This is a genomic window from Hymenobacter volaticus, assembly GCF_022921055.1.
In the GTDB taxonomy this organism is placed as follows: domain Bacteria; phylum Bacteroidota; class Bacteroidia; order Cytophagales; family Hymenobacteraceae; genus Hymenobacter; species Hymenobacter volaticus.
Genome location: NZ_CP095061.1, coordinates 4,778,963 through 4,804,974, shown reverse-complemented (window position 1 = coordinate 4,804,974; position 26,012 = coordinate 4,778,963). Strand labels below are relative to the sequence as shown.

Annotated in this window: 20 protein-coding genes and 2 pseudogenes; 17 read left to right on the top strand and 5 right to left on the bottom strand. The window is 54.4% G+C overall.

Features of this window, described 5'->3' with window-relative positions:
• Positions 1 to 14: 14 nt before the first annotated feature.
• Positions 15 to 116 (bottom strand): annotated as a pseudogene (locus tag MUN86_RS20955) (FAD-dependent oxidoreductase); the annotation flags it as partial.
• 243 nt (positions 117 to 359) lie between these two features.
• Here MUN86_RS20955 and MUN86_RS20950 point away from each other — a divergent pair.
• On the top strand, positions 360 to 674 hold the full coding sequence (locus tag MUN86_RS20950; protein WP_245119932.1) for a T9SS type A sorting domain-containing protein: 315 nt from the start codon (positions 360 to 362) through the stop codon (positions 672 to 674).
• A 353-nt stretch (positions 675 to 1,027) separates the two neighbouring features.
• Here the strand turns inward: MUN86_RS20950 and MUN86_RS20945 are convergent, their stop codons facing one another.
• From MUN86_RS20945 to MUN86_RS20935, 3 genes are all read right to left on the bottom strand, one after another.
• Entirely contained in the window at positions 1,028 to 2,071 is a 1,044-nt protein-coding gene (locus tag MUN86_RS20945) for a flavin-containing monooxygenase (RefSeq protein ID WP_245119931.1), read from the bottom strand.
• 93 nt (positions 2,072 to 2,164) lie between these two features.
• Positions 2,165 to 5,725 carry a PAS domain S-box protein gene (locus MUN86_RS20940; RefSeq protein ID WP_245119930.1) on the bottom strand — a complete coding sequence of 1,187 codons (3,561 nt, stop codon included), beginning with the start codon at positions 5,723 to 5,725 and terminating at the stop codon, positions 2,165 to 2,167.
• Between the two features lie 204 nt (positions 5,726 to 5,929).
• On the bottom strand, positions 5,930 to 7,300 hold the full coding sequence (locus tag MUN86_RS20935; RefSeq protein WP_245119929.1) for a sigma-54-dependent transcriptional regulator: 1,371 nt from the start codon (positions 7,298 to 7,300) through the stop codon (positions 5,930 to 5,932).
• Between the two features lie 344 nt (positions 7,301 to 7,644).
• Here MUN86_RS20935 and MUN86_RS20930 point away from each other — a divergent pair, with 344 nt between their 5' ends.
• The 4 genes from MUN86_RS20930 (at position 7,645) to MUN86_RS20915 (ending at position 13,447) form a co-directional block, all read left to right on the top strand.
• Positions 7,645 to 9,813 carry a T9SS type A sorting domain-containing protein gene (locus MUN86_RS20930; RefSeq protein WP_245119928.1) on the top strand — a complete coding sequence of 723 codons (2,169 nt, stop codon included), beginning with the start codon at positions 7,645 to 7,647 and terminating at the stop codon, positions 9,811 to 9,813.
• Positions 9,814 to 9,953: 140 nt separating this feature from the next.
• A complete protein-coding gene (locus MUN86_RS20925) occupies positions 9,954 to 10,211 on the top strand; it encodes a hypothetical protein (protein ID WP_245119927.1) in 258 nt (85 codons plus the stop codon).
• A 263-nt stretch (positions 10,212 to 10,474) separates the two neighbouring features.
• The gene (locus MUN86_RS20920) at positions 10,475 to 11,359 is read left to right on the top strand and encodes a DNA/RNA non-specific endonuclease (protein ID WP_245119926.1); all 885 of its coding nucleotides are present in this window, start codon (positions 10,475 to 10,477) and stop codon (positions 11,357 to 11,359) included.
• A gap of 360 nt (positions 11,360 to 11,719) precedes the next feature.
• Positions 11,720 to 13,447 carry a bifunctional lysophospholipid acyltransferase family protein/GNAT family N-acetyltransferase gene (locus tag MUN86_RS20915; protein ID WP_245119925.1) on the top strand — a complete coding sequence of 576 codons (1,728 nt, stop codon included), beginning with the start codon at positions 11,720 to 11,722 and terminating at the stop codon, positions 13,445 to 13,447.
• A gap of 82 nt (positions 13,448 to 13,529) precedes the next feature.
• On the opposite strand, the gene MUN86_RS20910 is transcribed toward MUN86_RS20915, so the two are convergent.
• Entirely contained in the window at positions 13,530 to 14,087 is a 558-nt protein-coding gene (locus MUN86_RS20910) for a DUF4468 domain-containing protein (protein WP_245119924.1), read from the bottom strand.
• A 1,145-nt stretch (positions 14,088 to 15,232) separates the two neighbouring features.
• On the opposite strand from MUN86_RS20910, the gene MUN86_RS20905 reads away from it, so the two are divergent.
• From MUN86_RS20905 to purN, 12 genes and pseudogenes are all read left to right on the top strand, one after another.
• On the top strand, positions 15,233 to 16,093 hold the full coding sequence (locus MUN86_RS20905) for a dihydroorotate dehydrogenase (protein WP_245119923.1): 861 nt from the start codon (positions 15,233 to 15,235) through the stop codon (positions 16,091 to 16,093).
• Positions 16,094 to 16,131: 38 nt separating this feature from the next.
• A complete protein-coding gene (gene pyrF / locus MUN86_RS20900; protein ID WP_245119922.1) occupies positions 16,132 to 16,893 on the top strand; it encodes an orotidine-5'-phosphate decarboxylase in 762 nt (253 codons plus the stop codon).
• Positions 16,894 to 16,957: 64 nt separating this feature from the next.
• Complete coding sequence (locus MUN86_RS20895) at positions 16,958 to 17,305, top strand: DUF6193 family natural product biosynthesis protein (protein WP_245119921.1); 348 nt, start codon at positions 16,958 to 16,960, stop codon at positions 17,303 to 17,305.
• A gap of 112 nt (positions 17,306 to 17,417) precedes the next feature.
• Positions 17,418 to 17,981: an orotate phosphoribosyltransferase gene (pyrE, locus tag MUN86_RS20890; RefSeq protein ID WP_280640549.1), complete on the top strand. Its 564-nt coding sequence runs from the start codon at positions 17,418 to 17,420 to the stop codon at positions 17,979 to 17,981.
• A gap of 647 nt (positions 17,982 to 18,628) precedes the next feature.
• A pseudogene (locus MUN86_RS31900) lies at positions 18,629 to 18,817 on the top strand (hypothetical protein); the annotation flags it as partial.
• Positions 18,818 to 18,949: 132 nt separating this feature from the next.
• On the top strand, positions 18,950 to 21,088 hold the full coding sequence (locus MUN86_RS20880) for a phosphoribosylformylglycinamidine synthase subunit PurL (protein WP_245119919.1): 2,139 nt from the start codon (positions 18,950 to 18,952) through the stop codon (positions 21,086 to 21,088).
• Positions 21,089 to 21,149: 61 nt separating this feature from the next.
• The gene (locus tag MUN86_RS20875) at positions 21,150 to 22,028 is read left to right on the top strand and encodes a phosphoribosylformylglycinamidine synthase subunit PurQ (protein WP_245119918.1); all 879 of its coding nucleotides are present in this window, start codon (positions 21,150 to 21,152) and stop codon (positions 22,026 to 22,028) included.
• A 143-nt stretch (positions 22,029 to 22,171) separates the two neighbouring features.
• A complete protein-coding gene (locus MUN86_RS20870) occupies positions 22,172 to 23,008 on the top strand; it encodes a phosphoribosylaminoimidazolesuccinocarboxamide synthase (RefSeq protein ID WP_280640652.1) in 837 nt (278 codons plus the stop codon).
• Between the two features lie 65 nt (positions 23,009 to 23,073).
• A complete protein-coding gene (locus MUN86_RS20865) occupies positions 23,074 to 23,460 on the top strand; it encodes a nuclear transport factor 2 family protein (protein ID WP_245119916.1) in 387 nt (128 codons plus the stop codon).
• Between the two features lie 5 nt (positions 23,461 to 23,465).
• The gene (locus MUN86_RS20860) at positions 23,466 to 23,993 is read left to right on the top strand and encodes a GNAT family N-acetyltransferase (protein ID WP_245119915.1); all 528 of its coding nucleotides are present in this window, start codon (positions 23,466 to 23,468) and stop codon (positions 23,991 to 23,993) included.
• Positions 23,974 to 25,266, top strand: coding sequence for a phosphoribosylamine--glycine ligase (purD, locus tag MUN86_RS20855; protein WP_245119914.1), 1,293 nt, complete (start codon positions 23,974 to 23,976; stop codon positions 25,264 to 25,266). Before MUN86_RS20860 ends, purD begins: the two co-directional genes overlap by 20 nt.
• Positions 25,263 to 25,937, top strand: coding sequence for a phosphoribosylglycinamide formyltransferase (purN, locus tag MUN86_RS20850; RefSeq protein ID WP_245119913.1), 675 nt, complete (start codon positions 25,263 to 25,265; stop codon positions 25,935 to 25,937). Before purD ends, purN begins: the two co-directional genes overlap by 4 nt.
• Positions 25,938 to 26,012: the final 75 nt, after the last annotated feature.

The following is a 26,012-nucleotide window of genomic DNA, read 5'->3' as shown; positions in this document are numbered from 1 at the left end:
ACCCGATGGAAAGGGTACTGCTTTTTTTCAACAACCGTCACCTGGTGGCCGCGGGCCCTCAAGTCGAGCGCTGCGGTAAGTCCCCCAAGTCCTCCACCTATAACAAGAACGTCCAACTTTTTTTGTCCAGAAAAGAGGTGAATAATAAGTCCAGAAACGAGGATTAGTAGTGAAAGTGTTATATTTTAGATGCTTAATTAAGATTCCGCCGGTATCTTTGCAAACCAAATCAGATAGACAACGTTTTATGGTACTATCTGAGCGCGCTGATTTTTTCTGCTCTAATTCCCCTTATGATGAGACGCTTACACTATATTTTTTTAACGCTTCTGCTGGCTTTTGGCCCTTTGAGCAGCAGCTTGTCTTCTGCTTTTGCCAAGCCCGGTCTTGTGGGTACCCGGCCAACCAGTAAACCTAACGAGGAACGAAATCTATTGGTGTATCCTAACCCGAGCACTGGTATTGTTCATATTGCCATCAATGGTTTTGAGGGCCGCAAGCTTGAGCTTCGTGTGCTAAACGTAATTGGCTCGGTTATCTACCGCGAGGCCATTACCGAACTCAACGACCGGTTCACTAAAACACTCGACCTAAGTAAGTTCGCTACCGGCTTGTACTATGTGCGGCTAGAAGGCGACAATGCCAGCCAAATGCGTAAGCTAGTAATCCGCTAGACTGCTAGTTGCGTGCTGGCGCTTAGCCAACAAAAAGCCCCGTCTGGAAGCAGGCGGGGCTTTTTGTTGCTTGCTCTTGCTGAGCAAGCACATGGTATGAAAACTAGCGGCTATTCTTAGCGCGCACGGGTACAGGCTTCAATGAGTCTTTCAATTGGTCGAAAGTATTCATTGCAAGTAGGGCAGTGACAAGTGCAATGCCCAAAAAGATCAACAGGGACATACGAATAGAATTAAAAGACGAAAGAAACGCAACAACTAACTCAAGCTGCAAAACCGCACACTACCATTGTTGTCATCTGTAAAGCTAACCATAAACATGGATAAGTAGTTGCAGTATAATTATGTGCTTTTCATAAGTTGTGTACCACAAACCTAGCATCGGCTCCGGCACCGCCCATAAGTGCCGAGCCGCGGCTATCTAGCCAAGGCAAACCTAGAAAGGCTAGCCCCGGTGCTTCCGTAAGGCCTCGCTGATGACGCGGAATTCCCGTAGCATCGAAGATGGGTAGCTTAACCCAGTCGTAGGCCGGTTGAAAGCCGGTGGCCCACACTACTGCTTCTAGTGGAGGCGTAGTGCTACGCCGGGCTAGTAAAGCTCCTTCAGGCGTTGCTCCCGTAGCCCGACCAACGAATTTGGCGTTGGCATAGCTCCGGAGCCGTTGCAAGTCGCCGCTTACTACCGGTTCAGGCGTGTGCATCATGCGGCGCCCCAAAAAATTGGAGCGCGACAGGCGCAATAGGCCCGTGCTTTTCAGGAGTGCCCATATCAGCTGGTTGTTGGGCAGGGCCTTGGTGTTTTCATCGAAGGCGACATAAACCGGCCGGGCTGTGCTCGCTAAGTCGGCCGCTATTTGTAAAGCGGAATTGCCGCTGCCTACTACGGCTACCGGCCCTGTGCCTGCAATTTGGCTAGGCCGATAGTAGTGGCTGCTGTGAATCTGTTGTACATGCTTTGGTAGGCTGGCTGCAAAGGCGGGAACCTTGGGCGCTGGGTAGGCACCCGTGCTGATAATAACGTGCTGCGCACAGTAGGTAGCCCTAGCAGCCGTCTCGACCACATAGCCAGAACCAATAGCAGGCACTAGACTAATCACCCGTTGGCCTAAGTGAATCGGGAAGCGGAAGTGGGCGGCGTAGTTGCGCAGGTAAGCAGCGGCTTCGTCTTTGGAAGGATAGCGGAGCTTTGAGCCCGGCCAGGGAAAACCAGGCAGTCCGCTTGCCCAGGCCGGAGAAAAAAGACGCAATGCGTCGAAGCGGGTGGCCCATACCTCGCCCACGGTTGCGCGCTCATCCAGCACTACAAAGTCTACGCCCCGTTGTTGTAAGTAATAGGCCGCAGCTAGACCGGCTTGCCCAGCTCCAATAACAAGGGTATGAACTTCATTATTATTCATGCCTTGTTATCGAGTTTACAGCCAGCGAAAGTAAAAAGCAAAACTTACAGCCCTGCCGTAAGCAAGTGATAACCTTGCTTACGGCAGCCAGGTTTATAATCCTGGAAAGTCCTGCCGTAAGCCCTCCATTACTTTCTCCGTCACGTCGCGGACCACCGCCACAAGTTGCTGAGCCTGGTCTGCGGGCAGTGGTGTATCGCGGCATGCTTCCAACTGGCGAATAGGGCCGTGCAGTTGGCGGATATGCAAACCATCGAGCGAGCTTTTCAGGTTATGGGCCGAAGCCGACAACTTCTGACAATCGCCGGAAGAAGCATACTGCTCCATGCCCTGCACAGCCGGCGGCGTGGTTTGAATGAAAAGCTGCGCCAACCGCCGAACAAACTCTTCGTTGCCGTGGGCTAATCGGCGGATGCCGCTTAGGCTGTAAAGTGAAGCTGCCGGTGCCTCCTCTTTGGGCGCTTCCTCTTTGGTAATAGACTGCACTGCTGGCCGCTGACCTAGCGCAGCGGAAATAGTTTGAAACAATTCTTCTTCGCGGAAAGGCTTGGAGAGGTAGCCAGAAAATCCTGAGGCCAAGTAGCGCTCCGCTTCGCCGCGCAACGCGTGGGCCGTAAGCGCCAAGATGGGCGTTGCAGCGCGGGCCGGTTCGGGGTGCTGCCGGAGTAGCCGCATCGCCGTTTCGCCGTCCATTCCCGGCATCTGAATGTCCATCAGCACAATATCATAGAAGTTGCGCCCAAACAAGGTCAGCGCCTCAGGACCAGTACCAGCCGTATCCACGTTCCAGCCCCAGTTGCGCAGCAGCGATTCTACCAGAAACTGGTTGATGGCATTGTCTTCAGCGAGCAGCACCCGGCGCGGCCCTAAGCTCCTGAAGTCAAGAGTAGGGGCGTGCGGCTCTTGGGTGACAGTAGCTTTTGTAGAACTGAAAGGCAGCGTAAACATAAAGGTGCTGCCTTCGTGCAACTGGCTTTCAGCGGTCATGGTACCCCCCATCAACTCGACAAGGCCGCGCGAAATACTCAGGCCCAGGCCCGAGCCTCCGTATTCGCGGGCTGTGCTGGCAGAAGCCTGCGTGAAAGGCTCAAACATGTCCTGCAGTTGGTGCAGCGGAATGCCCGGACCAGTATCCTGTACCGAGAATTGGAAGAGCTGTTTCTCGCCCGGCTCGCTCAGTTGGTGGCACGTCAGGCTTACTTGGCCCCGCTCCGTGAACTTAACAGCATTGGAGAGCAGATTAAGCAGAATCTGGCGTAAGCGGTACGGGTCGCCTAAAACAGTGGTCGGCACATCGGCGGACGGAAGGTTTAGCGTAAGGGCAATGCCTTTCTCCTGCGCCCGCGGCAACAACGACTCCTGGCTGGCCTGAAGCACGTCGCGCAGATCGAAGGGAATAGTCTCCGTCCGAATTTTCCCTGCACCCAGCTGGGCCATAGCCAGCACATCGTTGATTACCACCAGCAGATGGTCGGCGGAGTGACGGATGTGGCCTAAGTACTGACTTTGTTGATCATCGAGTGGCGTTTTGGCCAACAACCCGGCAATGCCTAGAATGCCATTAAGAGGAGTCCGGATTTCGTGGCTCATATTAGCCAAGAAGTTCTGCTTGGCTTGTGCGTTTTCTTCGGCAGCCTCCTTCGCAGCTCGCAAATCCAACTGCATGCGCTTCAGCTCCGTGATGTTGCTATCGATGCCTAGCACCTGGACGCTACCATCGGCCAGCACAAAGGGCCGCTTCACACTGTAGAACCATAGTAGTGAGCCATCAGGGCGGGTGAAGGTTTCTTCCTGCGCCAACTCCTTGCCCGTACGAATCACTTGCTCATCCTGGCGACGGTAACGTTGGCTGTCGGCCAAGCTTATTGGCCGCTGGCCAAGTTGCGTGTTCACCACTTGGGCTGGCGTCATGCCGTAAAGCTCGGCCGTAGCCCGGTTGGCTAGCAAGTAATGACCCTGCGTGTCTTTTAAATAGATAAGGTGCGGGGTGGTATCAATTACCTGGCGGAACAGTCGATTTTGCTCAGCTAAACGGCGGTTGGCAGTGCGCCGCTGCTCGTCGGCTACTTTCCAGCGCGTAATGTCTTCTGCGGTGCCTACTATCTGCCGTACCCGGCCTTCCTTGTCGCGCTCAAATGGAGTTGTCGTAAGGCGCAGCCAGCGCACCGAGCCGTTGAGGTGCGTTAGGTGATACTCCTGCGTAAGTACTTCGCCATCTTGAGCCTCACTCATTTGGATGATGTGTTGCCGAAGCTTCTGGGCTTCTGCTTCGGGCATCAGCTTCAAGAAAGCGTCGTCACCCATAGCCACAATTTCAGCTTCTGTATATCCCGTAATGGTTTCGATATACCGATTGCAGTAAACCGTGCGCTTTCGCTGGTAATCGTATATATAAATCAGGTTAGGAATCGTGTTAGCAACTCGTTCCTGGCGCTGCCGCGTCCGGCGCAACGATTCTTCCGCTGCCTTGCGCTCCGTCATATCTTCAGCGCTGCCTACCAATTGCCGAATCGTGCCATCGGCGTCGCGCAAAAAGGCGCTACCCCGGATGCGCATCCAGCGCCAGCTGCCGTTCTTATGGCGCACCCAGAACTCGTAATTAACCGTTTGCTCGTCGGTAAGAGTGGCAACCCGCTCTGGCAAGCTAAGAAGTTGCTGCTGCCCATCTGCATCCAATAAATACGGTACAACACCGCTTCCCAGGTCTAAAACCTCCTGTTCGGAGTACCCCATCACCCGCTTCACCTGCCGATTGACGTACACGATGCGCTGCTCTTGCACGTCGAACAACAGCACAATACCTGGGAGCGTGTCGTTGATGCGGGACGCGAAAAGCTGACTGTGCCGGAGTTCCCTTTCGGCTTGGCGGCGAGCTGTAATATCGGTGAGGTAGATGTTGGCGGCTTCTTCGCCAGCTAGCGGCACTATAGTCCAGAGGTAATGCTGGTCGGCAAGGCCATGTTCCACTGTGCGCGGCGTGTTGTCCACCAGTGCCTGCGCTACTTCTTGCCGCATAAAGTCATACGTAGCTCGCCACTTAGGAAGGGCCAATGCTTCTAGCACGTGGCTAGCCGCTGGGTTAGCGTAGCGAGCCTGCCCATCGTTGCCAAAGCAGATGATGGGCGCTGGGCTTTGTTCGGCTAGTTGCGAGAGCTCGCGCACCCGCGCCAGCACTTTTTGCTGTTCTGTTACGTCCTCATAGCTCCACAGGTGCAGCACCGTATTTCCATCCTGCATCAACGGCAAATACTCCCGTTGCAGAATAGTGCCATTGGTGAGTGGAATCAACTCCGCGACGCGCTGTTGGCTGAGCATAGCCTGCCAAGCCTGCTGCCGTACCTGCTCGGCATTGCAAAACTCAGTGCCTTGCGAAAAAAACTGATCCTGCTCCAACCCGATATATGTAGCGGCAGAATCGGTTAAGTTTAGCAGTTCACACAAACGCTCGTTCACGAGCACTATTCGCAAGTTTGCATCCTGTGCCAGAATGCCCGAACTCATCGTTTGAAGCAGTGCTTTTAGCTGACTAGCCGCCTGCTCACTTTGCTGTTGCAGTTGCTCGCGCAGTTCTTGCAATTGTTGCTGCGCGGCTTGGTGCATAGTTCGTGCGTGCCGCAATTGACGTTGCTGCTGACGGTATGCTATAGTGGTCATAGTTATATAGTCACTGAGATTATTGTACCTGATTCTATTATACGATAACGGGGTATATTTAGAGTAAGGACCCGGTAACACTAGGGCACTAATAATTTTACCGCGGTAGCAGAACCGTTACAAAAATAGGCGCTACCCGGCAATAAATAGAAAGCGAAACCTTTGCATGCAGAACAGAAATACTGCTAGGTAATTGTGGTAAACCTACCGAAGCCGGACTTCATTGTTTTGCGCCATCCGGTAGATAGTAGATTTTCCGATTTGCAGCTTGGCTGCCACCTGCAAAATATTGCCTTGGTGCGCATCAAGATATCGTTGCACAATGGTAGCTACCTGCACCCGCAAAGATTCGTTGCTCGTTGGGGCCGAACTGGTGCCATTGGAGCTAACCTGCGCACGGAGCGACAAATCCTGGGGCTGAATGGTGTCGTTTTCGGCTAATACCGCCGCTAGTTCCACCACGGCTTTCAGTTCGCGCACATTACCCGGAAAAGGATAATGCAACATCAAGTCCTGGGCTTCGGGCGAGAAAGTGCAATGAGCCATTTTGTTTTGGTTGCAGAAGTCTTTCAAGAACGACTCAGCAAGCAACAAAATGTCCTGTCCTCGCTCCCGAAGCGGTGGCAGCACGATGGGCAGCCCGAGCAAGCGGTAATACAAGTCTTCCCTAAAACGACCATTCTTCACTTCTTCGGCCATGTTGCGGTGGGTAGCCACCATCAAGCGAGCATCGAAAGGAATGGGTTGCCCACCCCCGACGCGCTGAACTTCGCGTTCTTGTAAAACGCGCAGAAGCTTCGCCTGCAGATCCAAAGGCAGCTCCCCAATCTCGTCTAAGAAGAGGGTGCCTTGGTGCGCTTCTTCAAACCGACCAATCCGACGGCTAATGGCCCCCGTGAAAGCGCCCTTTTCGTGCCCAAATAATTCGCTCTCCAGCAATTCGTGCGGAATAGCCGCCACATTTACGGCCACGAAAGCCCGGTTGCGACGGGCCGATTGATAATGAATAGCTTTAGCTACCAGTTCTTTACCCGTTCCAGTTTCGCCACTAACAGACACTGTGATGTTGGTGCGGGCGGCTTTCTCAATAAGCGAGGCAAGTTGTCGCATTTGCGGACTCTCGCCCAAGATGGCACGGCTAGGATCGTATTTCTGCCCGATTTGCTCACGCAACCGTTCATTTTCACGCCGTAGCTGCAACTGCTTGCGCACGTTGCCTACTACATTCCATAGGCGGTCAGCAGTTTCCTCGTCTTTAACCAAATAGTCGTAGGCACCCTGTCGGAGCAAACCGATAGCCGTACGAACATCCTCTTGACCGGAAATGACAATGACGGCTACTTCGGGTAGCCGCTCCTTGATCTGACGCAGTACTTCGTCACCCTTGCCATCGGGCAAATTGTAATCCAAAGTGATGAGGTCTGGCAGCTCATTGAGGTGCGCAAGACAAGCTTGAGCGGTAGTGAAGCGCTGAATTTGGTAATCTGGATTCTGCGCTAATTTATATTCGAGCAACTCGCCGTACCAAGCGTTGTCCTCTACTATAAAAATGTTAACAGGTAATGATGTAGGCATCTGGAAGGGAAAAGCTTTGCCAGCTAATAATGAAAGCAATCGGTCTGTATACTGTCAATGGACGGACTTTGGGTGGAAGGTGCCATTGCGATTGTGGGAATTTCAGCAGCTGGAAGGTGGTGGGAAAGTGAAGCAGGAAGTGTGCGAGTATAACAGGGAAAAGTGGGCTTTACCATATTTTCCCGAATTAGGAGATGGTGTCTAATAAGGGGAAAACATAGACTAAACTATATGTACGTAAAACTCTGAGGTTCAGATGCGTTTAGTATAAATTGTAATCTGGTAATTCACTTGTATTGTGCAAAGGGTTGAACATCGAATCTATAATTCCAATCCCTATTGCAATGAAATACGGTCTTCACTTTCGCATGTTATCTGTTTTGGCTTTGTGCCTGTTTGGAACGTCCCACATCTGGGCTCAGCAAACAAACACTGTCTATTATTCTACTACGGGTCGCTCTAGCTTCAGCCGGACCTGCCCACTCACTATCCTTGGTGCTACTTGCGGAAGCATCAGCAACGAAGCCAATGCCGTAGACGCAAATTTCGACACTTTTGCCACATTACGCTCCTCTATTTTGCTTGGGCCCGTTGCGCTACGGATGGATATGTCGGGCATAGTGCCCAAAAACCACCGAGCTGGAGTGGTAATCGGAACTTCTACTGGCTTATCGGCTATCGGTACGGTAAAGGTGCATACCTATCTCGGAACCGCTCCCAAACAGACCTTAGACGTTACGTCCCTTGCGCAAACTGCATTGGGTTCAACTCAGCCCGGTCGGATCGAGTTTTTAGCTACTGAGGCATTCGACAAAATTGAACTTGAAGTCGGTGCGTTGCTCAATCTTAGCTACGACGTTCGGGTATATTATGCATATGGCATCGACGCCAATCTGGTAGAAACTGCTAGTGGGGTGGTGTCTCGTTTTGCAACGCCGACGGAAGGCAGCAACTATAGCACCGCTGTAGTGGATAATACAGTAACGGTGTGTGCTAACTCAGGTGTACTCAATCCCGAACGGGCAGCAGATCAGACACTAACCAACTACGCCACCTTCACGACATTGGCCGGGGTAAGCTGCCCTAGCACGCTACGAGTGAAGTTGGAAGCTCCCTCGCTCGCCGGCTATTACGCGGGTTTTGTGGTAGGGGAGCAAAGCTTGCTCGATTTAAGTGCCCTAACCGGATTGCGCATTACCACCTACAAAAATGGGGTAGCGCAGGAAACGGCTACCGGCGCCCAACTGCTACAAATAACGGTGTTGCCAGAGGGCAAGCAGCAGGTAAGCTTCCCAACTACATTGGCCTTCGATGAAGTACAAATAACTCGCTCTTCAGCAGTAAGTGCCCTTGATAACCTAGCCTTGTATTATGGATTTGGACTAGAGCCTAGTGTCTTCCGGGACCAAACTCCGGTGCTATCCAACTTTTCGAGTGGTGCTGGTCAGTTTGCTATTGCTTCCGACGGTGTTCTGTGTGTGCTGTGTGCCAATACGAGCGTGCTCAACCCCGAGCGAGCCGCCGATGGCAACATGAGCAGCAACGACTATGCTACTATGCGTACGGGCTTGGCCGGGGCTCTAACGTCAACGGCCCTCCGCTTGAATTTGAATGGGTCGGGAGAGGCAGGCAATTCGGCAGGAGTAGTGCTCAATCAGGGCAGCGGCCTACTCAATACGCAACTACTCAACGGTATTACCCTGCGTACCTATGGCGGCCCCAATGGAGACCGATTGCTAGAAACGGCTAGTGGAGCAAGCTTACTGCAACAAGGATTGTTGCCAGATGGGCGCGCTGAGGTTTTCTTCCGCACCACGCAGGATTTTCAGCGTGTAGAAATTGAGGTTAATAATGCCGTTAGTGCCCTCGACCAAACGCGGATTTACTATGCGTTTGCACAAGACCGTCCGCTGGGCTTTCCCAAAATTATCAATGCGTTGGCGGCTCCTCTGCCCGTAAAGTTAAAATCCTTCCAGGCGAAAGCCGTTGGGCGTAAAGTGGAGGTAACTTGGCAAACGGCTTTGGAGGCTAGCAACAGCTACTTCGTAGTGGAGCGTGCTCAGCAAGCCAAAGGTAGCTTCGCAACCCTCGGCCAGGTAGAAGGCAGTGGCACAAGCGCCAACGGCAAGAGCTATAGCTTCGACGATGAAACAGTTGCCGCCTTGGGTGCCACTACGCTGTATTATCGTCTGCGCCAAGTAGACACCGACGGCAAAGAAAGTTTGTCTCCAGTAATGGTTGTGAAATTAAGCGAGCAAGCTGCCGCGGGAGTAGAAGTGTACCCTAACCCTGCTGCTACTTCCGCCGAAGTACGGATACGTACGTATGAAAGCAAGGCTACTGCTCTAGCCATCTATAACATGCACGGAACCTTGTTGCGGCAGATTCCAGTTACTGAATCGACGTTGCAATTAGTTGATACCACGTTGCCAGCAGGACTGTACCACTTGGTGCTACTTGGAGGTCGAGGTCAGCTTCTCAGCACTCAAAAGCTAGTGGTCACAGGTCGATAATTACACACCTTCTTGAAATTGTACTTTCAGAAATATAGTGTAATAGAATGTCTGTTTAAAGCTTGATAGATACACATCAACTTTTTATATTGCAAAATGTTTTAAACAATATAAGCTGCTTAAACGAGCTGGCTAATCTTATGGAAGTAGAAGAAGAGTTCCTGCAAAACGCCACCACTATGCTCAGCTTTGCTGAAGCAGAAATAAAGCAGTTTCTAGCTTGGACTGGCAAGCGTAGTCCGTACAGCCGCACGGCCGAGGAACTCAAAGCCAAGTTGCAGGCGGCTGCTTCAGACCTCAAAAACCTAAAGAAAGAATACAGCAAAAGACCATCCAGTAAATCGTATGGCATTGCTCAGCCGATGACTGCCTTCAACGGCATTCCTGCCACTGAGTAAATTCGGGTATCTACTCCATAGCAAAGCCCCTGTTGGTTGCTCCCAGCAGGGGCTTTGCTATGGAGTAGCGGTTGGTAATGGGCCGTTTATGGACTGTTAGAGGCTAAGAAAGCATGACATGGGGTAGGTAATGCGCTGAGTAGAGAATGGAAAGGGTAGAACGATGAATAGTCAATGGTAATATGCTCATAACGTTTGGTTGTGTGTAATTAACAACCTTTACCGCATCTACTCCGCTCACTTCAACCTCAACAACTTAGCTCATGCATCGTACTTTTTACCGATTACTAATTAGTGGCTCACTCACTGTATTGGCCGTTTCCTGCGCTAAAGACGAATTAGTTGCTCCCCAAGTTGGCGCCGTTGTTCAATCGTCTGATGTAGTGGCCACGCGCGACGGCAACTTGGCAATGGGTAATCCGAGCGGTGCAGTAGCCAGTTCAACGCAGTACACCAACTACTTGCTGGTAAAGCCGCAGTTCACAATGTCATATCACCGCGACCGGGCCATTCCGAACTGGGTAAGCTGGCACTTAAGTAGCGCTTGGTTGGGCAGTACCCCGCGTCAAGACAATTTTGGACCCGATAATTCGCTCCCCACAGGTTGGTTTAAAGCAACGAGTAGCAGCTATAGTGGCTCGGGCTTCGACCGGGGCCACAATTGCCCCTCCGCCGACCGCACCGGCTCGGTTGCTGATAACACGGCTACCTTTTTGATGAGTAACATGATGCCTCAGGCTCCAAACAACAATCAGCGCACTTGGGCCGGGCTCGAAAATTACTGCCGCACTCTTGCCGAAGCTGGCAATGAGTTATACATCGTCTGCGGTAGTTACGGCCGGGGTGGAACCGGCGCCAATGGCTACGCCACGACGGTGGCAGGCGGTAAAATAACAGTGCCCGCACGCTGTTGGAAAGTAGTAGTCGTGCTACCTAACGGTGCTTCAGATGCTAGTCGTGTCAGTGCTAGCACTCGCGTCATCGCCATCGATACGCCCAACGACAACAGCGTGAATACGAACTGGGGCACCTACCGAACCACTGTCGACGCCATCGAGCAAGTCACAGGCTACGATTTACTGTCTGCAGTAAGCACCGCAGTACAGAGCACTGTTGAAGCGCGGGTTGACAGTGGCCCAACCAATTAAGTGCTTACTCCCTAAGGGCTACTAACTTGATTTGTTCTATTCTGCTGAATGTCTGTCAGCTACTAGCAGCACAGGTTTGGTAGCAAAAGTGGGAGTCGTAAGCACATATTAACGTTTTATTATCCAATTCTTTATCCTAGCTTATACTCACTGGAACACGTACTTTTGTCGTGAGTGAAGTGAACAAGAAAGTGAGGAGAACAGAGAGCCGCGCTGCAACGCGGCTCTCTGTATTTATATTTGGATATATACTGTGAAACGCCATTCTTAATATTTTAGTAATCAGCCCATAACGGGATGCTAATTTGTATTTCGGAAGTTTGAGAGCTATCCTATTTGTCTCTACCCGAAATATTCTAAATGGAATTGCTTCCCCCGCATCACCTGTATTTGCCAGGAGCTTTACGCCGTTCGCGTGAGCTACTGCGTCCTTTGTGGGAGCAATTTGCGCATCTACGTGACTTACAACAGCTTTACGAGCAATGCCGTCATCATAATGGGCTTGCCTTCGTGGAACAACTGCTGTTGCAACTTCGCATCACCGTTGAATACGATCCTAATGAGCTACGGCGGTTGCCCGCGGGTGCTTTCGTAGCCGTAGCCAACCATCCGTGCGGCCTGATTGACGGCATTGTGTTGTTGCATTTGCTAGGCAAGGTCCGGCCTGAGATACGCGCAGTGGCCAACGAGTTACTGGCTCCCTTGTTGCCGCACTTGGCTGCGCAGCTAGTGTTGATTAGTCCAGAACGGGCAGCGGCTGGTCGCAACGTGCCGGGAGTGCGCCGCTTGTTGCGCCACTTGCACAACGATGTACCATTGCTTCTCTTTCCCGCAGGTGAGGTTGCTCACAGCTCTATTCCTTTCCGCCCCGCCATTGATTCCGCCTGGAGCCCTACTGCTGGCCGGCTGCTGGATGCTGCTCGTGTGCCGGTGGTGCCCATATGGCTGAGTGGGCAAAACAGCGCTGGTTTCAGCTTATTAGGGTTTGTACATCCGCTGCTGCGCACGGCTCGCTTACCAGTCGAGTTGCTCAACAAACGCGGGCAAACCATTCAAGTGAGAATAGGGCTGCCTGTGGCACCGGTCGTATTGGATCGGCTTCCGGCGCCCGACCGGCTAGCGTATCTTCGAGCACGAGTATATGCCCTTGGTACTTCGGCCGAGCGCTACCTCGCCGCTCTGCTACCGCCACTGCCCGTGCTTCCCGTCATTGCCGAAACTTCTTCGGCTCTTATCGAAGCCGACATTGCTGCTTTGCGCCCTGGCCGATGCTTGCTTATTAGCGGCCGGTGGGAAGTGTATGTGGCGAAGCGCTGCGAAATACCCCATGTTTTGCGTGAAATCGGCCGCTTGCGAGAGCTTACTTTTCGGCGCGAAGGGGAAGGCACTCAGCAACCTAGTGACCTCGACGCTTACGACGACTACTACCGACATCTGTTCCTGTACGACCGTGAAAAGCAATTGCTTGTTGGCGCGTACCGACTGGGGCTAGGACGAGCAATTTTGCGTCAGTACGGGCGGCGAGGATTTTACCTGCACTCGTTGTTCCAATTAAAAAAGCAGCTGAATCCGCTGTTGCGTCAGTCGCTGGAGCTGGGCCGGTCGTTCGTGCGAGTGGAGTACCAGCGGCAGGCGCTGCCGTTGTCGCTGCTCTGGAAAGGCATTGCTGAATACCTGGCCACCCATCCAGAATACCGCTATCTGATAGGGCCGGTGAGCATCAGTAACCGATTTTCTGCCACCTCAAAAGCGGTAATGGTCGATTATTTAAGGCGCCACTTTTTTGATGCAGAATTGGCGCAACACGTAAAGCCGCGTAAGCAATTCCGATACAAACCCTTGGATGCCGGAGAAGCACCCGAACTGCTGCAAACAGGGCTTACAAGCCTGCAGGATTTGCAGCAGTTCATCAGTGGGCTAGAGCCCGGTGGTAGTGGAGTTCCGGTGTTGTTGCGTCAGTATCTCAAGCAAAATGCTCGCTTGCTCGGCTTCAATCTCGACCCCAACTTCAGCAACGCCCTCGATGGTCTGTTGCTGCTTGATGCCCGCGAGCTACCTGCTCGTACCCACCGCCTTCTCGAACGCTAAAAACGAGAGGCAAGGTTGTTAACTGCCATGTTTACGCAGCTATCAACCTTGCCTCCCGTTTCATGCGGTCTGTAGGTTTTGCTTATTCGACGGCGCCAGAAGCCGGGCGGCTGTTCATGTACGAGCGAAACGACATAGCTATTTCGCTAGCCAAAGAGTTGGACTGGGCTGTTACGCGCCGGTCGTTGTGGGTACGCTCGTTGTTTTTATCCATGGCAAGTTGGGTCACATACTCTTCAACAGATACCATTTCGTCGGGCTTTCGAGTATCAAGAATTACCCGAAAGAAGCCTACGCTGTATTCGTAGCCGCCGGTAGGAAGCGCATGGAAATTAAATTCGAAGATAACTGGGTGCTCTTGAGTTTGCCCGGAAGTGGAAGTGGTTTTGATTTTCACAGTTCCCGTCATTCGCACCTCTCCTTTGCCTGCATCCGCCTTGAGCGTGGCCTTAGGCGTGTAAGGAAAATGATTTTCACTCCAATCCACAGTGCGCTTGTAAAGTACGGTCGTCTCGCCTTGGTCATCCAACACTTTTTCCGTGTATTGGATAGGGCCACCCGAGCTAGATTCTTGTGCATGTGCCGCTTTCGACAAAAGCAACAAGCCAATAAGTAAGAAACTGAGTAAAGTGTATTTCATAATAAAAACGAAAAGGGCCAATTCTGCAACAGCAAAGTTACCGCTTACCGAATGAATTGAATTTATTGAAGTTGGTTATCATTCTGTTAAGGCGCCACGAATGTCTTAGATAATAGCACTCAATGGTAGAGTTGCACCTTGGAAATTTTGAGTTGTGCTTTACACTATAGTATAATAGTAGTTGTAATTTAAAATTGTACAAATCTAATGAGGTGGTTCGGGCTTTCAAAATGAATGTTACGCCTCGCCAAAATATTCTTTAAAATAAAAGAAGAGGCGGCAACCAAACAGTAGTATTGGGGACAGGTATAAAATTACTGATATTCAGTGTGATGTGTAAAATTTTGGGGTTTTGAAACGCTTGGGTTTCCAACGTCACCTGGAAAGTGGAATAACATCAGAGCAACAATAATTTAATCGTAATATTTGGTAGCGGGAAAATGGTTTGGTACTTTTGCGACGTGCTTCACCTAAATCAAACTTACTCGATGAAGCGCGGGGCTGGCTTGGAAGCTGTCCTGCGAGACAACCAAAAGGTCGTTTCTTCTATTGATTCTTTCGTTCTTCTGGGTTTTAGCCATTTCGCCGCTCCGGTCTCCGAAGCGGTTTTTTTGTGCCCTGCTAATTCAGGTGACCCGGCACCCACCGGCCACCTCCGCCTTCCCTCACCACGCATATCAGTTAACCTCTGATGGACACCAATACCCTAGCTCCGAAAGCGGCAGCCGCTATTCTCGCTTCGGCGTATGCCGGCAACCGAAACTTGAGTACCGACCCCAAGCGGATGGCAGTAATCAAAGTATAGGATGTTATGATGCGTGGTGCCCATAAGTACTGTGAGTAGAAAGGTTTCGTAATCATCCACAACATGCCACGCATCGTAGGCGTGACGGGTGCTTGCAAATACACTGATACTCTCTTGTCGCACGTGCGTGCAGTAGCTTAGTGCTAACTTGGGCGCCGTTACTGACCTGCTTATATCCTCGCTACGCCGGTAGTAAGACGGAGTAGTTCGCTGAGAATGACGCGGTGTAAGTCGCGCCGTTGGACCTCCTAGATTGGGTCGGGCTCCTAGTAGATTTTCACTCCGACAATATTTGAAATAAAGTCCTTCGTACCCCGACGGACTTTTTAGTTTCTACGCTATGCAACTCGGTTCCCTCACTTTACGAAATCCCGTTTGTTTGGCCGCTGCCAGCTGGCAGTTGCCCGACGGACTCGGTTACGAGCGGTTAGGCGGCATCTTCACCCGCACCGTAACCATGGAACCCAAACCTGGGCTCTATGAAGAAGGTATTTGGCAGGTTGCTGACCAGACCCTGCTCAACGCCACTAATATGCGCACCGAAAGCGCAGAAATTCTGGCCAACGAACACCTGCCTCATTTGCGCCGATTTGGCGTGCCTGTGTTTGTGAGCATCACGGCTCCGGGCGTGCCGGGCTTCCGGAAAATTGCCCGTTTTCTGGCCCGCGAAGTAGCCGACCAGATAGCCGGAGTGGAAGTATACATAGCCGCCCCCGATACAGCAAACGGACAAGACCTAACCGCCAAGTTTGTGCGCGAAGCCACCCAGGCCGTGCGCGACGAGCTAGGACAGGAATCCGCCGTAGTGGTGAAGCTGCCCCCTTGGCCCGAGCATATCCGCAGCCTCGCGCTGGGTGCCCAGGAGGGCGGCGCTACCGCGCTGGCCGCTACCAACCTGCTCAGGGCCCTACACCTACCTGATGATGCCACGGCCGCGCCTCTGGTAGGGGGCTTGTCGGGCGAGGCCTTGCGGGCCGTGGCCTTACGGTGCGTGTGGGAACTGGCCCACGATGAGCGCATTACGATACCCATCTTCGGAACGGGTGGGGTATTTACGGCAGCCCACGTTACGGATTATTTGCGGTGCGGCGCTTCGGCCGTGCAGATTGCCAGCGGCGAATGGCTGGAACCCGGCCTATCAGCCAGGTTGGCGCACGAGTGTGCTCACGTAGTGCCTAACCCGAATATGGTAAACCGCTAAGCTTCATTCAGAGCAGTCACCTTCTCAGTTACCACCCCATGAACAAACTCACTGCCCGCGTTCAGCAAGTTAACTCCCTGCTTTGCGTGGGGCTCGACCCCATCGGCGACGATGCGCAAGTGGAAAGCCGCTTGGCCGAAGTCATCGAGCAGACAGCAGAATACGCAGCGGCCTTCAAACCCAACTTGGCTTTCTTCCTGAGCCGGCCGGGCGGAGTAGAGTTGTTGCAGCGCATAGTACGTCGGATTCCATCGGAGGCGCTGGTGATTCTAGACGGCAAGTTCGGCGACATTGCCAACACCGCCGACCACTACGCCCGCTTCGCCTACGATGTAATTGGGGCCGATTCGGTGACGGTGAACCCCTACATGGGCGACGACTCTATTGTGCCCTTCGCTCGTGAAGGCAAGATGGTCTTCGTGCTGGCCAAAACGTCCAACAAACCCGCGCACTCCCTGCAAGATGTAACCCTCACCCGGGGCGGCACCCTCGCCGACTACACCACTTGCGTGGCACAGGAACTCAACGAGCAACACCACAACATCGGGCTGGTGGTAGGCGCCACCAACGCCGAAGCCGTAGCTCGCATCCGGAGCATCAGCCCTCAGCAGTGGTTCCTGGTGCCCGGCATCGGCGCGCAAGGCGGCGATTTGGAGGCAACTTTGACCGCCGGCTTGCGCCCTGATGGGCAGGGGCTTCTGATTAATGCTTCGCGCGCTATCTGGCAAGCTTTGGATGCCGCCGCCGCCGCCAAAGAGCTAACTATTCAAATCAACCAGCTGCGGCCGGTAGGCGTGTAGCTCTATTTGGAACGCTGAGCCCTCTGTAAAAGAGTGACTTGCAAATGCAACATAGCAGCGAGATATGGTTGAGAATAATGAAAAATGGCATCAAATACGTAGCCGTTTAGCGGAATTTCCTCCACATTTTCAACCCGACAAAACTATTCAACTCTTAGATGCCTGTCGAGCATCAAGGAGCCTTCGTCAGTTGCTGCCATATATTAGTTTAGGACGTTTGGGCCTATGGCGCTATGATGCGTATGAGCGTGGCCAAGCAGACGAGTTTGTCTGCTTATACTTTTACGATAATCGATACACAGTTTCAAGTTATGACAATACTGAAAAACGGTTTTTCGATAGTGCGCAAGATGCCATTGGTTTCGTCGAGCAAAACATAGACAAAGAAAACCCTTTCATTAAAGTTGCTTAGCTGTAAGCTTCAATCCATACGTTTACAAATCGTCTAGAATCCCTTTCACTCTCACATCCACCAACCACCTCTTGACTACCACCCTTACCCCGAAACGCTGGAGCAACAACTGGTGCAGGAAGACGCTCTGTTGCGCGGTCACTTCCGGCTTTCATCCGGTTTGCATTCCGATACCTACGTGCAGTGTGCCCGGTTCCTGCGGCGCCCCGATTTGGCCGGACCGGCGGCGGCTGAGCTAGCCGAACAGTTGCGAGCTGCTGGTTTGCAGCCTGATTTGGTAGTAGGCCCCGCTATGGGCGGCGTGGTGATTGGCTACGAACTGGCCCGCCAACTCGGCGTACCGGGCATCTTCACGGAGCGCGACGATTCCGGACAAATGACCTTGCGCCGGGGCTTCACGGTGGAGCCGGGGCAGAAAATTGTTATTGCCGAAGACGTGGTAACTACCGGCAAGAGCACCAACGAAGTAGCGCGCGTGCTGGAAGGGTTAGGCGCAAAAGTTTTGGCCGTGGCAAGTTTAATTGACCGGACGGGTGGGAAAGCTGAGCTAACTTTTCCGAACTTTGCACTGCTGCCGGTAACGGCGGCCACCTACGCACCCGATGATTGCCCGCTGTGTCGGGCAGGTATTCCGGTGGTGAAGCCCGGCAGTCGGCCGGAAAAAGCGTTTTCTTAAACCTACTTCGGCGCAACCGGCGCAGGAGCAAGGCATTTTCGGCGTACTCTGCGCGGGTATGCTTCCTCACGGCTGCCAGTTGCGGCGCGTGGGAAACCGAAAAATAGATAACCCACTTCCCTTTTGGAATCTACCCAAAGAACCATTCAGCTTCTGCTCAAGCCCGGCCAACATGATGGCGAGGGCCAACGTGTGGCAGAAGTTGCCCAACGCCACCTTGGCCTCACGACTGGCCGGGTGCAAAGCACCGCCCTCTATACGGTGCGCTACCCCGTAACCGACGAGCAGCTGCGCGACTTCGCGACCCACTGCCTGCAAGACCCGGTGCTGCACGATGTCGCCCTCGACGAGTTCCGCCACGAGCCCACGTACAAGAGCTACATCCTGGTGGCCAAGCTGCCCGGCGTGACCGACGACGAAGGCATATCGGCGCAGAACGCCCTCGGCGACTTCCTGAACCAGCCTCTCGACACGCACACGCAGCACATCTTCAGCAAACGGCTCTACTTCCTGGAGCACGAATTGCCCGAGAGTAGCCTGCGCCGCCTTGCCGAAGAACTGCTCGGCAACAAGCTCATCAACCGCTTCGAAACCGGCCCCATAACCGACATCCGCGACTACACGCCGCGGCCCGGTGGTGGGGCCGAATCCATTACCAACCTCGTGCCGCTCACCAACCTGGCGGACAGCGAGTTGGTGCAGCTCTCGAAGGACAACCTCTACGCCCTCAACCTAGAGGAAATGCGGGCCGTGCGCGACCATTACGTGGCCATTGCCCCGAGCGCCAAGCCGCCGGCCTGCCCGCCGACCCCACCGACTGCGAACTGGAAATCATTGCCCAAACCTGGTCGGAGCACTGTAAGCATAAGGAGTTCAGTGCCGTTATTAACTACAAGGACGCGGACACCGGCGAGGAGCACGAAATCGACGGCCTGTTCAAAACCTATATCAAGAATGCCACCTCCGAAGTGGACCGCCAGCTGCGGGCCAACGGCAACGACTGGCTGATTAAAGTATTCTCCGACAACGCTGGCGCGGTGCGCATCAACCCTGAGTCGTTGTTTGTGTGGAAGGTGGAAACGCACAACTCGCCTTCGGCCATCGACCCGTACGGCGGAGCCATTACCGGAATCTTGGGCAACAACCGCGACCCACTGGCTACCGGCATTGGGGGCGCGCGGCTGCTGTTCAACACCAACGTGCTGTGCTTCGGCAACCCCGAGTTCAACGGCACGCTACTCAGCAACCAACTACACCCACGCCGCATTTTTGAAGGCGTGCGCAAGGGTATCGAGGATGGCGGCAACAAGTCGGGCGTACCGACGGTGAACGGCGCCATTGTGTTTGATGACCGGTATGCCGGCAAGCCGTTGGTGTATTGCGGTACGGGTGCCGTAATGCCGATGCAACTGGCCGGGCTAGATTCGTGGGAGAAGAAGATTGACGCGCAGGACCGCATCATCATGGCCGGTGGCCGGGTGGGAAAAGACGGTATTCACGGCGCTACGTTCTCTTCTATCGAGCTAGACGAAACCTCGCCGGCTACGGCTGTACAAATTGGCTCGCCGATTACGCAGAAGCTGGCCATGGACTTCCTGGTACTGGCGACGCGCCGCGGCCTGATCAAGTGCAGCACCGACAACGGCGCGGGCGGTTTGTCTTCCAGCATTGGCGAACTGGCAACCATCAGCGGCGGGGCCGTGGTGGAGCTGGAAAAAGTACCGCTGAAATATCCGGGGTTGCGGCCGTGGGAGATTTTTGTGAGCGAGTCGCAGGAGCGTTTCTCGCTGGCCGTGGAGCCCGCCAAGATGGACGAGCTGCTGTCCTTGGGCCGCGAAATGGAAGTGGAGCTGACCGACATCGGCTACTTCACCGCCGATGGCTACCTCGATGTACGCTTCGATGGCGACTCGGTGGCCCGCCTGAACATGGAGTTTCTGCACAACGGCGTGCCGCGCAAAGTGCTGGAAGCCGAGTGGAGCAAGCCCCAAGCCGCAGAGCCGACCTTGCCCGCTACTTCCGATTACACCGACGTTCTCACCCGCCTGCTCGGCAGCCTCAACATCTGCTCGCGCGAGTCGGTGATTCGGCAGTACGACCACGAGGTGAAAGGCCGCACTATCATCAAGCCGTTGATGGGTGCTACCGGTCAGGCCCCGCAGGATGCCGCCGTGGTGCGCTTCAACTTCGAGAGTTGGGAAGGCGTGGCCGTGAGCAACGGCATTTTGCCCCGCTTCGGTGATTTGGACGCCTACCACATGTCGGCCGGTGCTTTCGATGAAGCGGTGCGCCAGATTGTGGCCGTGGGTGGCAAGCTGCCCAACCTGAGCTACGGCGACGGCAACTTCTGGTCGGTGAACGACAACTTCTGCGTACCCGATTCGGTGTACGATGCCACCACCAACCCCGATGGTAAGCTCAAGCTAGCCAAGCTGGTACGGATGTGCGAAGCCCTGCGCGACGCTACGGCCGCCTACTGCATTCCACTCACCAGCGGTAAGGACTCGATGAAGAACGACTTCAAGGCCGACGGCGTGAAAATCTCCGTGCCGCCGACTGTTCTGTATTCGATGACGGCCAAGATTGAAGACGTCCGCCACACCATCACCTCCGACTTCAAGCAAGCCGACGACGTCATTTATCTACTAGGGGAAACCTACGATGAGCTCGGCGGCTCGGAGTTCTACCAACTGTTCGGCGAGCTAGGTGCCAACGTGCCTGAAGTGCGCTTCGACAAGGCCAAGGAACTCTACACCCTCATGGGCCAAGCCAACGACCAGCACCTCATCCAATCCTGCCACGACCTGTCGGATGGCGGCTTGGCGGTGGCGCTGGCGGAAGCCACGTTCGGCCACGGCTACGGCGCCACGGTTGATTTGCCCGAAGGGTTGCCGGTGCACGTGCAACTGTTTTCGGAGTCGCATTCCCGGTTTGTGGCCACGGTAGCGCCCGAAGATGTGGTGGCTTTCGAGCAGCACTTCGGAACCCGCGCCACGCGCCTCGGGGTAGTTACACTAGATAGCCACCTAACAGTGCGCCACGCGGGCAGCCCGTTGTTGCGGCCAGCACGGCCGTGCTGCGCCACGAGTGGACCAACGGCCCGGTAAACCGCATCATTGGCTTCGGCCAGCTAGCAGGAGAGGAGGCCGCCCGATGAACGACCAACACATGAACGATACCAGCCAGAAAGTCCAGGCCCTGATTCTCACGGGTTTCGGCATCAACTGCGAAGAAGAATACGCCGCGGCCTACCGCTTGGCGGGCGCCGAAGCAACCATCGTGCACCTCAACCAAGTGTTGCACGGCCACGTCAGCATCCACGACTACGACATCCTGAACTTCCCCGGCGGTTTTTCCTTCGGTGATGATTTGGGATCCGGCGTAGTATTGGCCAACAAGCTGCGCTACCGCAAAAACGCCGAAGGCCGCACCCTGCTCGATGACATCAAAGAGTTTGTGGCCAACGGCAAGTTCGTGATGGGCATCTGCAACGGCTTCCAAGTATTAGTGAAGCTCGGACTGCTCCCCAACCTGAGCGGCAACGTGACGCCCGAAGTAACGCTCACGCACAATGCCTCGGGCCGCTACGAAGACCGGTGGGTGCGGCTGAAAGTCAACCCGAAGTCGAACTCGCCTTTCCTGAAGGGCCTTGACACCATGGAAGTGCCCGTGCGCCACGGCGAAGGCCGCCTCATCATCTCAGGCACCGACACGCTGGCCCACATCGAAGAGCAGGCGCTCAACTGCCTGTCCTACACCGATTTCGACGGCTCGCCCACCGATGTGTACCCGCACAACCCCAACGGCGCCGACCTCAACTGCGCCGGTCTGACCGACACCACCGGCCAGGTATTCGGGCTGATGCCGCACCCGGAGGCGTTCCTCTCCTTATATAACCACCCCGATTGGGCCCGGCGCAAGCGCCTCAACCCCGGTTTGAGTGAGGAAGGCGACGGGCTGCGCTTGTTCCGCAACATTGTGGAGCACGTGCAGAGCCAGCGCCAGACCGCCGTTTCGCCGCAGGAAGCCAGCCAGTTTTCATCTTAAGATACCCTCGCAGTTCATCGGCCTTCCGGACCGGCTGACACTTTACTTATGGACACCCTCAACCATTTCGATACCCCGCAGCTCGAGCTCCTGCACCGTGGCAAAGTCCGTGATTCGTACCGGGCCCCTCGGGCGAGCGGCTCATCGTCGTTACCGACCGTTTGTCGGCCTTCGACTCGGTGCTGGAAACGCCGATTGCGCACAAAGGCGCGGTGCTGAACGGGCTGGCCGCTTTCTGGTTCGAAAAGACGCAGCACATCATCCCGAACCACGTTATCAGCCTGCTCGACCCCAACGTAACGTTGGCCAAGGAAGCCGAGCCGATTCGGGTGGAAATGGTGGTGCGCAATTACCTCACGGGTTCCATGCTGCGCGGCTACCTGAATGGCCAGCGCACGTTCTCGGGCGTAACCGTGCCGGATGGCTTAACCAAGCACCAGCAGTTCCCCGAGCCGATTGTAACGCCTACCACCAAAGAGGAGTCGGACCGCGAAATCACGCCCGAGAACTTGGTATCGGAGGGGTGGGTATCGGCGGAGCTGTACGAGAAGATGCGCGTGAAAGCGCTGGAGTTGTTCAACTTCGCTTCGCAGTGGATGGCCGAGCGCGGCATCATCCTAGTGGATACCAAATACGAGTTCGGTTTGCTGAATGGTGAGCTGATTCTGATCGACGAAATTCACACGCCGGATTCGTCGCGGTTTTGGAGCGCCGAAGACTACGCCAAGAACCCGGAGTCGGCCGAGCAAATGGACAAAGAGTACGTGCGGCAGTGGCTGATTGCCAACAAGCAGGACGGCCAATACCCCCGCGCCCTCACGCCCGAAGTATCGGCCGAAGCCACCCGCCGCTACCTCGATATCTACGAGCGTATCACGGGTGCTCCGCTACAAACTGGTAACGGAACCACCACCGATGGCGACGTACAGGCCCGTCTCGTGAGCAACCTAGTGCGTGCTGGTATCATGAAAGATGCCTGAACTCGTCAATGAGTATGCCCTCAAACGCTGAACTGCAGGTGCAATAGTCCACTTCTTTAGCCGTCATGGAAACCACCGCTACTCCAAAGCAAATCGTGCTAGCCTACATCGAAGCCTACAACCGCTTCGACGTAGACGGAATGGTGGCGGACCTGCACGACGAGGTAGTGTTCAAGAACATTGCCGGCGGTGAAGTGAACCTGACGACGACCGGCAAGGAAAGCTTCCGGCAGCAAGCCGAGCAGGCCAAGCAGTATTTCTCTCAGCGGAAGCAGCGCGTCACCAGTTGGCAAGTCGCCGATAATCGGGTGGAAGTCCTGATTGACTATACCGGCGTAGCAGCCATAGCATTCCCAAACGGCTTGAAGCCCGGCGACACCTTGCAGATGCAGGGCAAGTCGGTTTTCCAATTGGAAGACGGCAAGATTCTTTCCATCGAAGACATCAGCTAAGCGAAATGAGCGACTGGAAAGACACGTTGCAGGCGGAACCCCAAGACTTAAAGGCCTCTAAGCCCGAGAGTCTGGTTCAGCTTGCTCGTCGTCCGGCTACAGCTGCGGATTTCGAGGTTACGCTAGCTATCAAGAAGCAAGCTCTCGGACCTTATATAGAGCAGGTGTGGGGATGGGAAGATGAATTTCAACGAGTGTTTCACTCCGAGAACTTTAAGCCTGACAGCACCACAATACTCTTATATGAGGGAAAAGAAATCGGCCTTCTGGAAGCAGAAGAGCAGCCCGACTGCTTTTTCATTCAGAGCTTGCTGATTGTACCTGAATTTCAGGGTAGAGGAGTTGGTACCGCTCTCTTAAACGAAATCATAACGAAGGCTTTGGCGGTGGATAAGCCGGTTCGTTTAGACGTACTACAGGTGAACAAGAGAGCCTTGCAGCTCTACCAAAGACTTGGTTTTACATTACAGAACACCACAGAACTGACTTTTCAATTGGTTCTTTCAACACAGCATGAAGTCAGCAACTCCTAAAACTATAGTACTCCTCGGCGGCGGGGCCCGTGAACACGCCATGGCGTGGAAGCTGACTCGCGACGGTGCCACCGTGCACGTACTCCCCGGCAATGGCGGCATACCGAACAGTCACCCTGAAATCAGCGCCACTGATTTTCCGGCGGTGCAAAGCTTCTGCCAAGCCAATGGCGTGAAGCTGATTGTGGTAGGGCCCGAGGCACCACTAGCGGCGGGCGTGGTCGATTACTTTGCCGGTTCCGATATCCGCGTGTTCGGGCCGAGCCGAGCCGGGGCGGTGCTGGAAAGCTCCAAGGTGTGGAGCAAGAACTTCATGCGGCGGCACGGGGTAGCTACAGCGTTGTCGTGGCAGTACCGGAGTGACCAGTTGGACGAGGCTCGTGCCAAGGCAGTGGAGCTTGACGGGCAAGTAGTGGTGAAATACGACGGTCTGGCTGCTGGCAAAGGCGTGTATGTCTGCTCTTCTATAGAGGAAGCCGAGCAGGCCCTCACCGATTTGCAAGCCGAGCACACTGGCTGGTTCAGCTTCCTCCTAGAAGAAAAGTTGAGTGGCCCTGAAATCAGCATCATCGGTATCACCGACGGTAACCGCATCCGGCTGCTGGCGCCTTCCCAAGACCATAAGCAACTGCTGGCCGGCGACAAAGGCCCCAACACTGGCGGCATGGGTGCCTACTGCCCCGTGCCCTTCGCCGACGACAACATACTGGCCGCTATCCGCACCGACATCGTAGACCCAACCTTGCTTGGTCTGCAAAGTGAGCCTTTCGATTTCAAGGGCTTCCTGTACTTCGGTATCATGCTTTCGCCGCAAGGCCCGAAGCTGCTGGAATACAACGTCCGCCTCGGCGACCCGGAAGCGGAGGTGTTGCTGCCCGCTCTGGAAAGCAGCTTGCTCGAACTCATTGAAGCGACGCTCGATGGCAACCTGGCTCAGACCACCGTTTGGCAGCGGCCCGGCTACTATGTAGGCGTGGTGCTGGCCTCAGGCGGCTACCCGGCTGCGAAATTCCCTACCGGTTTTCCCATCACTGGCCTCGATGAACTGCACCCCAACATCCTCGCTTTCCACGGTGCCACCCGTCAACAAGACGGCCAACTGGTAACGAGCGGCGGCCGGGTGATGGTGCTGGTAGCTCACGGACAGGAATTGGAAGAGGCGGTACAGCTTGTCTACAAAGAAGTAGGAAAAGTTAACTTCCAAGATGCTTATATTCGGAGTGATATTGGCCAACGGCCTGCTCCCGAAATTGCCTTCAATCAAGTACGTTGAGCCAGTTACCGAATCATAGCGCCCCCACCGAAACGTCGGCTCCCGGCTCCTTTCTCGCCAAAGAAGGCGGGCAGCCGGACGTGCCCAAGCGCCTTGCCATCCTGCTTTCGGGCAGAGGCTCCAACATGGTGGCCTTGGTGAAAGCGGTGCAGCAAGGCGAGCTACACGGACTATCCGAAATAGCCGTCGTGTTCAGCAACAAGCCCGATGCTCCTGGCCTGGCCACCGCGGCAGAACTAGGCTGTCCAACGGCCAGTCTCGTCTCCCAAGGTCTCAAGCGCCCCGAATACGACGCCGAGGTGGTGAAGTTGCTGCAAACCTACCAGCCCGACTACGTAGTGCTGGCTGGTTACATGCGAATTTTATCGCCGGTGTTTATCCAAGCTTTTGCGGGCCGCATCCTGAATATCCATCCTGCGGATACGCATCAGCACCAAGGACTTCACGCCTACGAATGGGCATTTAATAACAGACTTTCGGAAACCAAAATCACGGTACATATGGTTGATGAGGGCCTTGATACGGGCCCCATCCTGGCTCAGCGCACAGTGGATTTGCGCGGAGCCGATACGTTGTCGGAGGTGGAGCGGCGCGGGCTGTTGGTGGAACATGAACTGTACGCCAACACGCTGGTCCGCTTGCTTCAGGGGCAATTGAAAATTGAGAGTTAATGACAATTAACTAGCAACGCGTGGCTTACTCTTCAGTGAGCCATTCTTGCTTCCTCAATTTTTAGTTTTTAACTC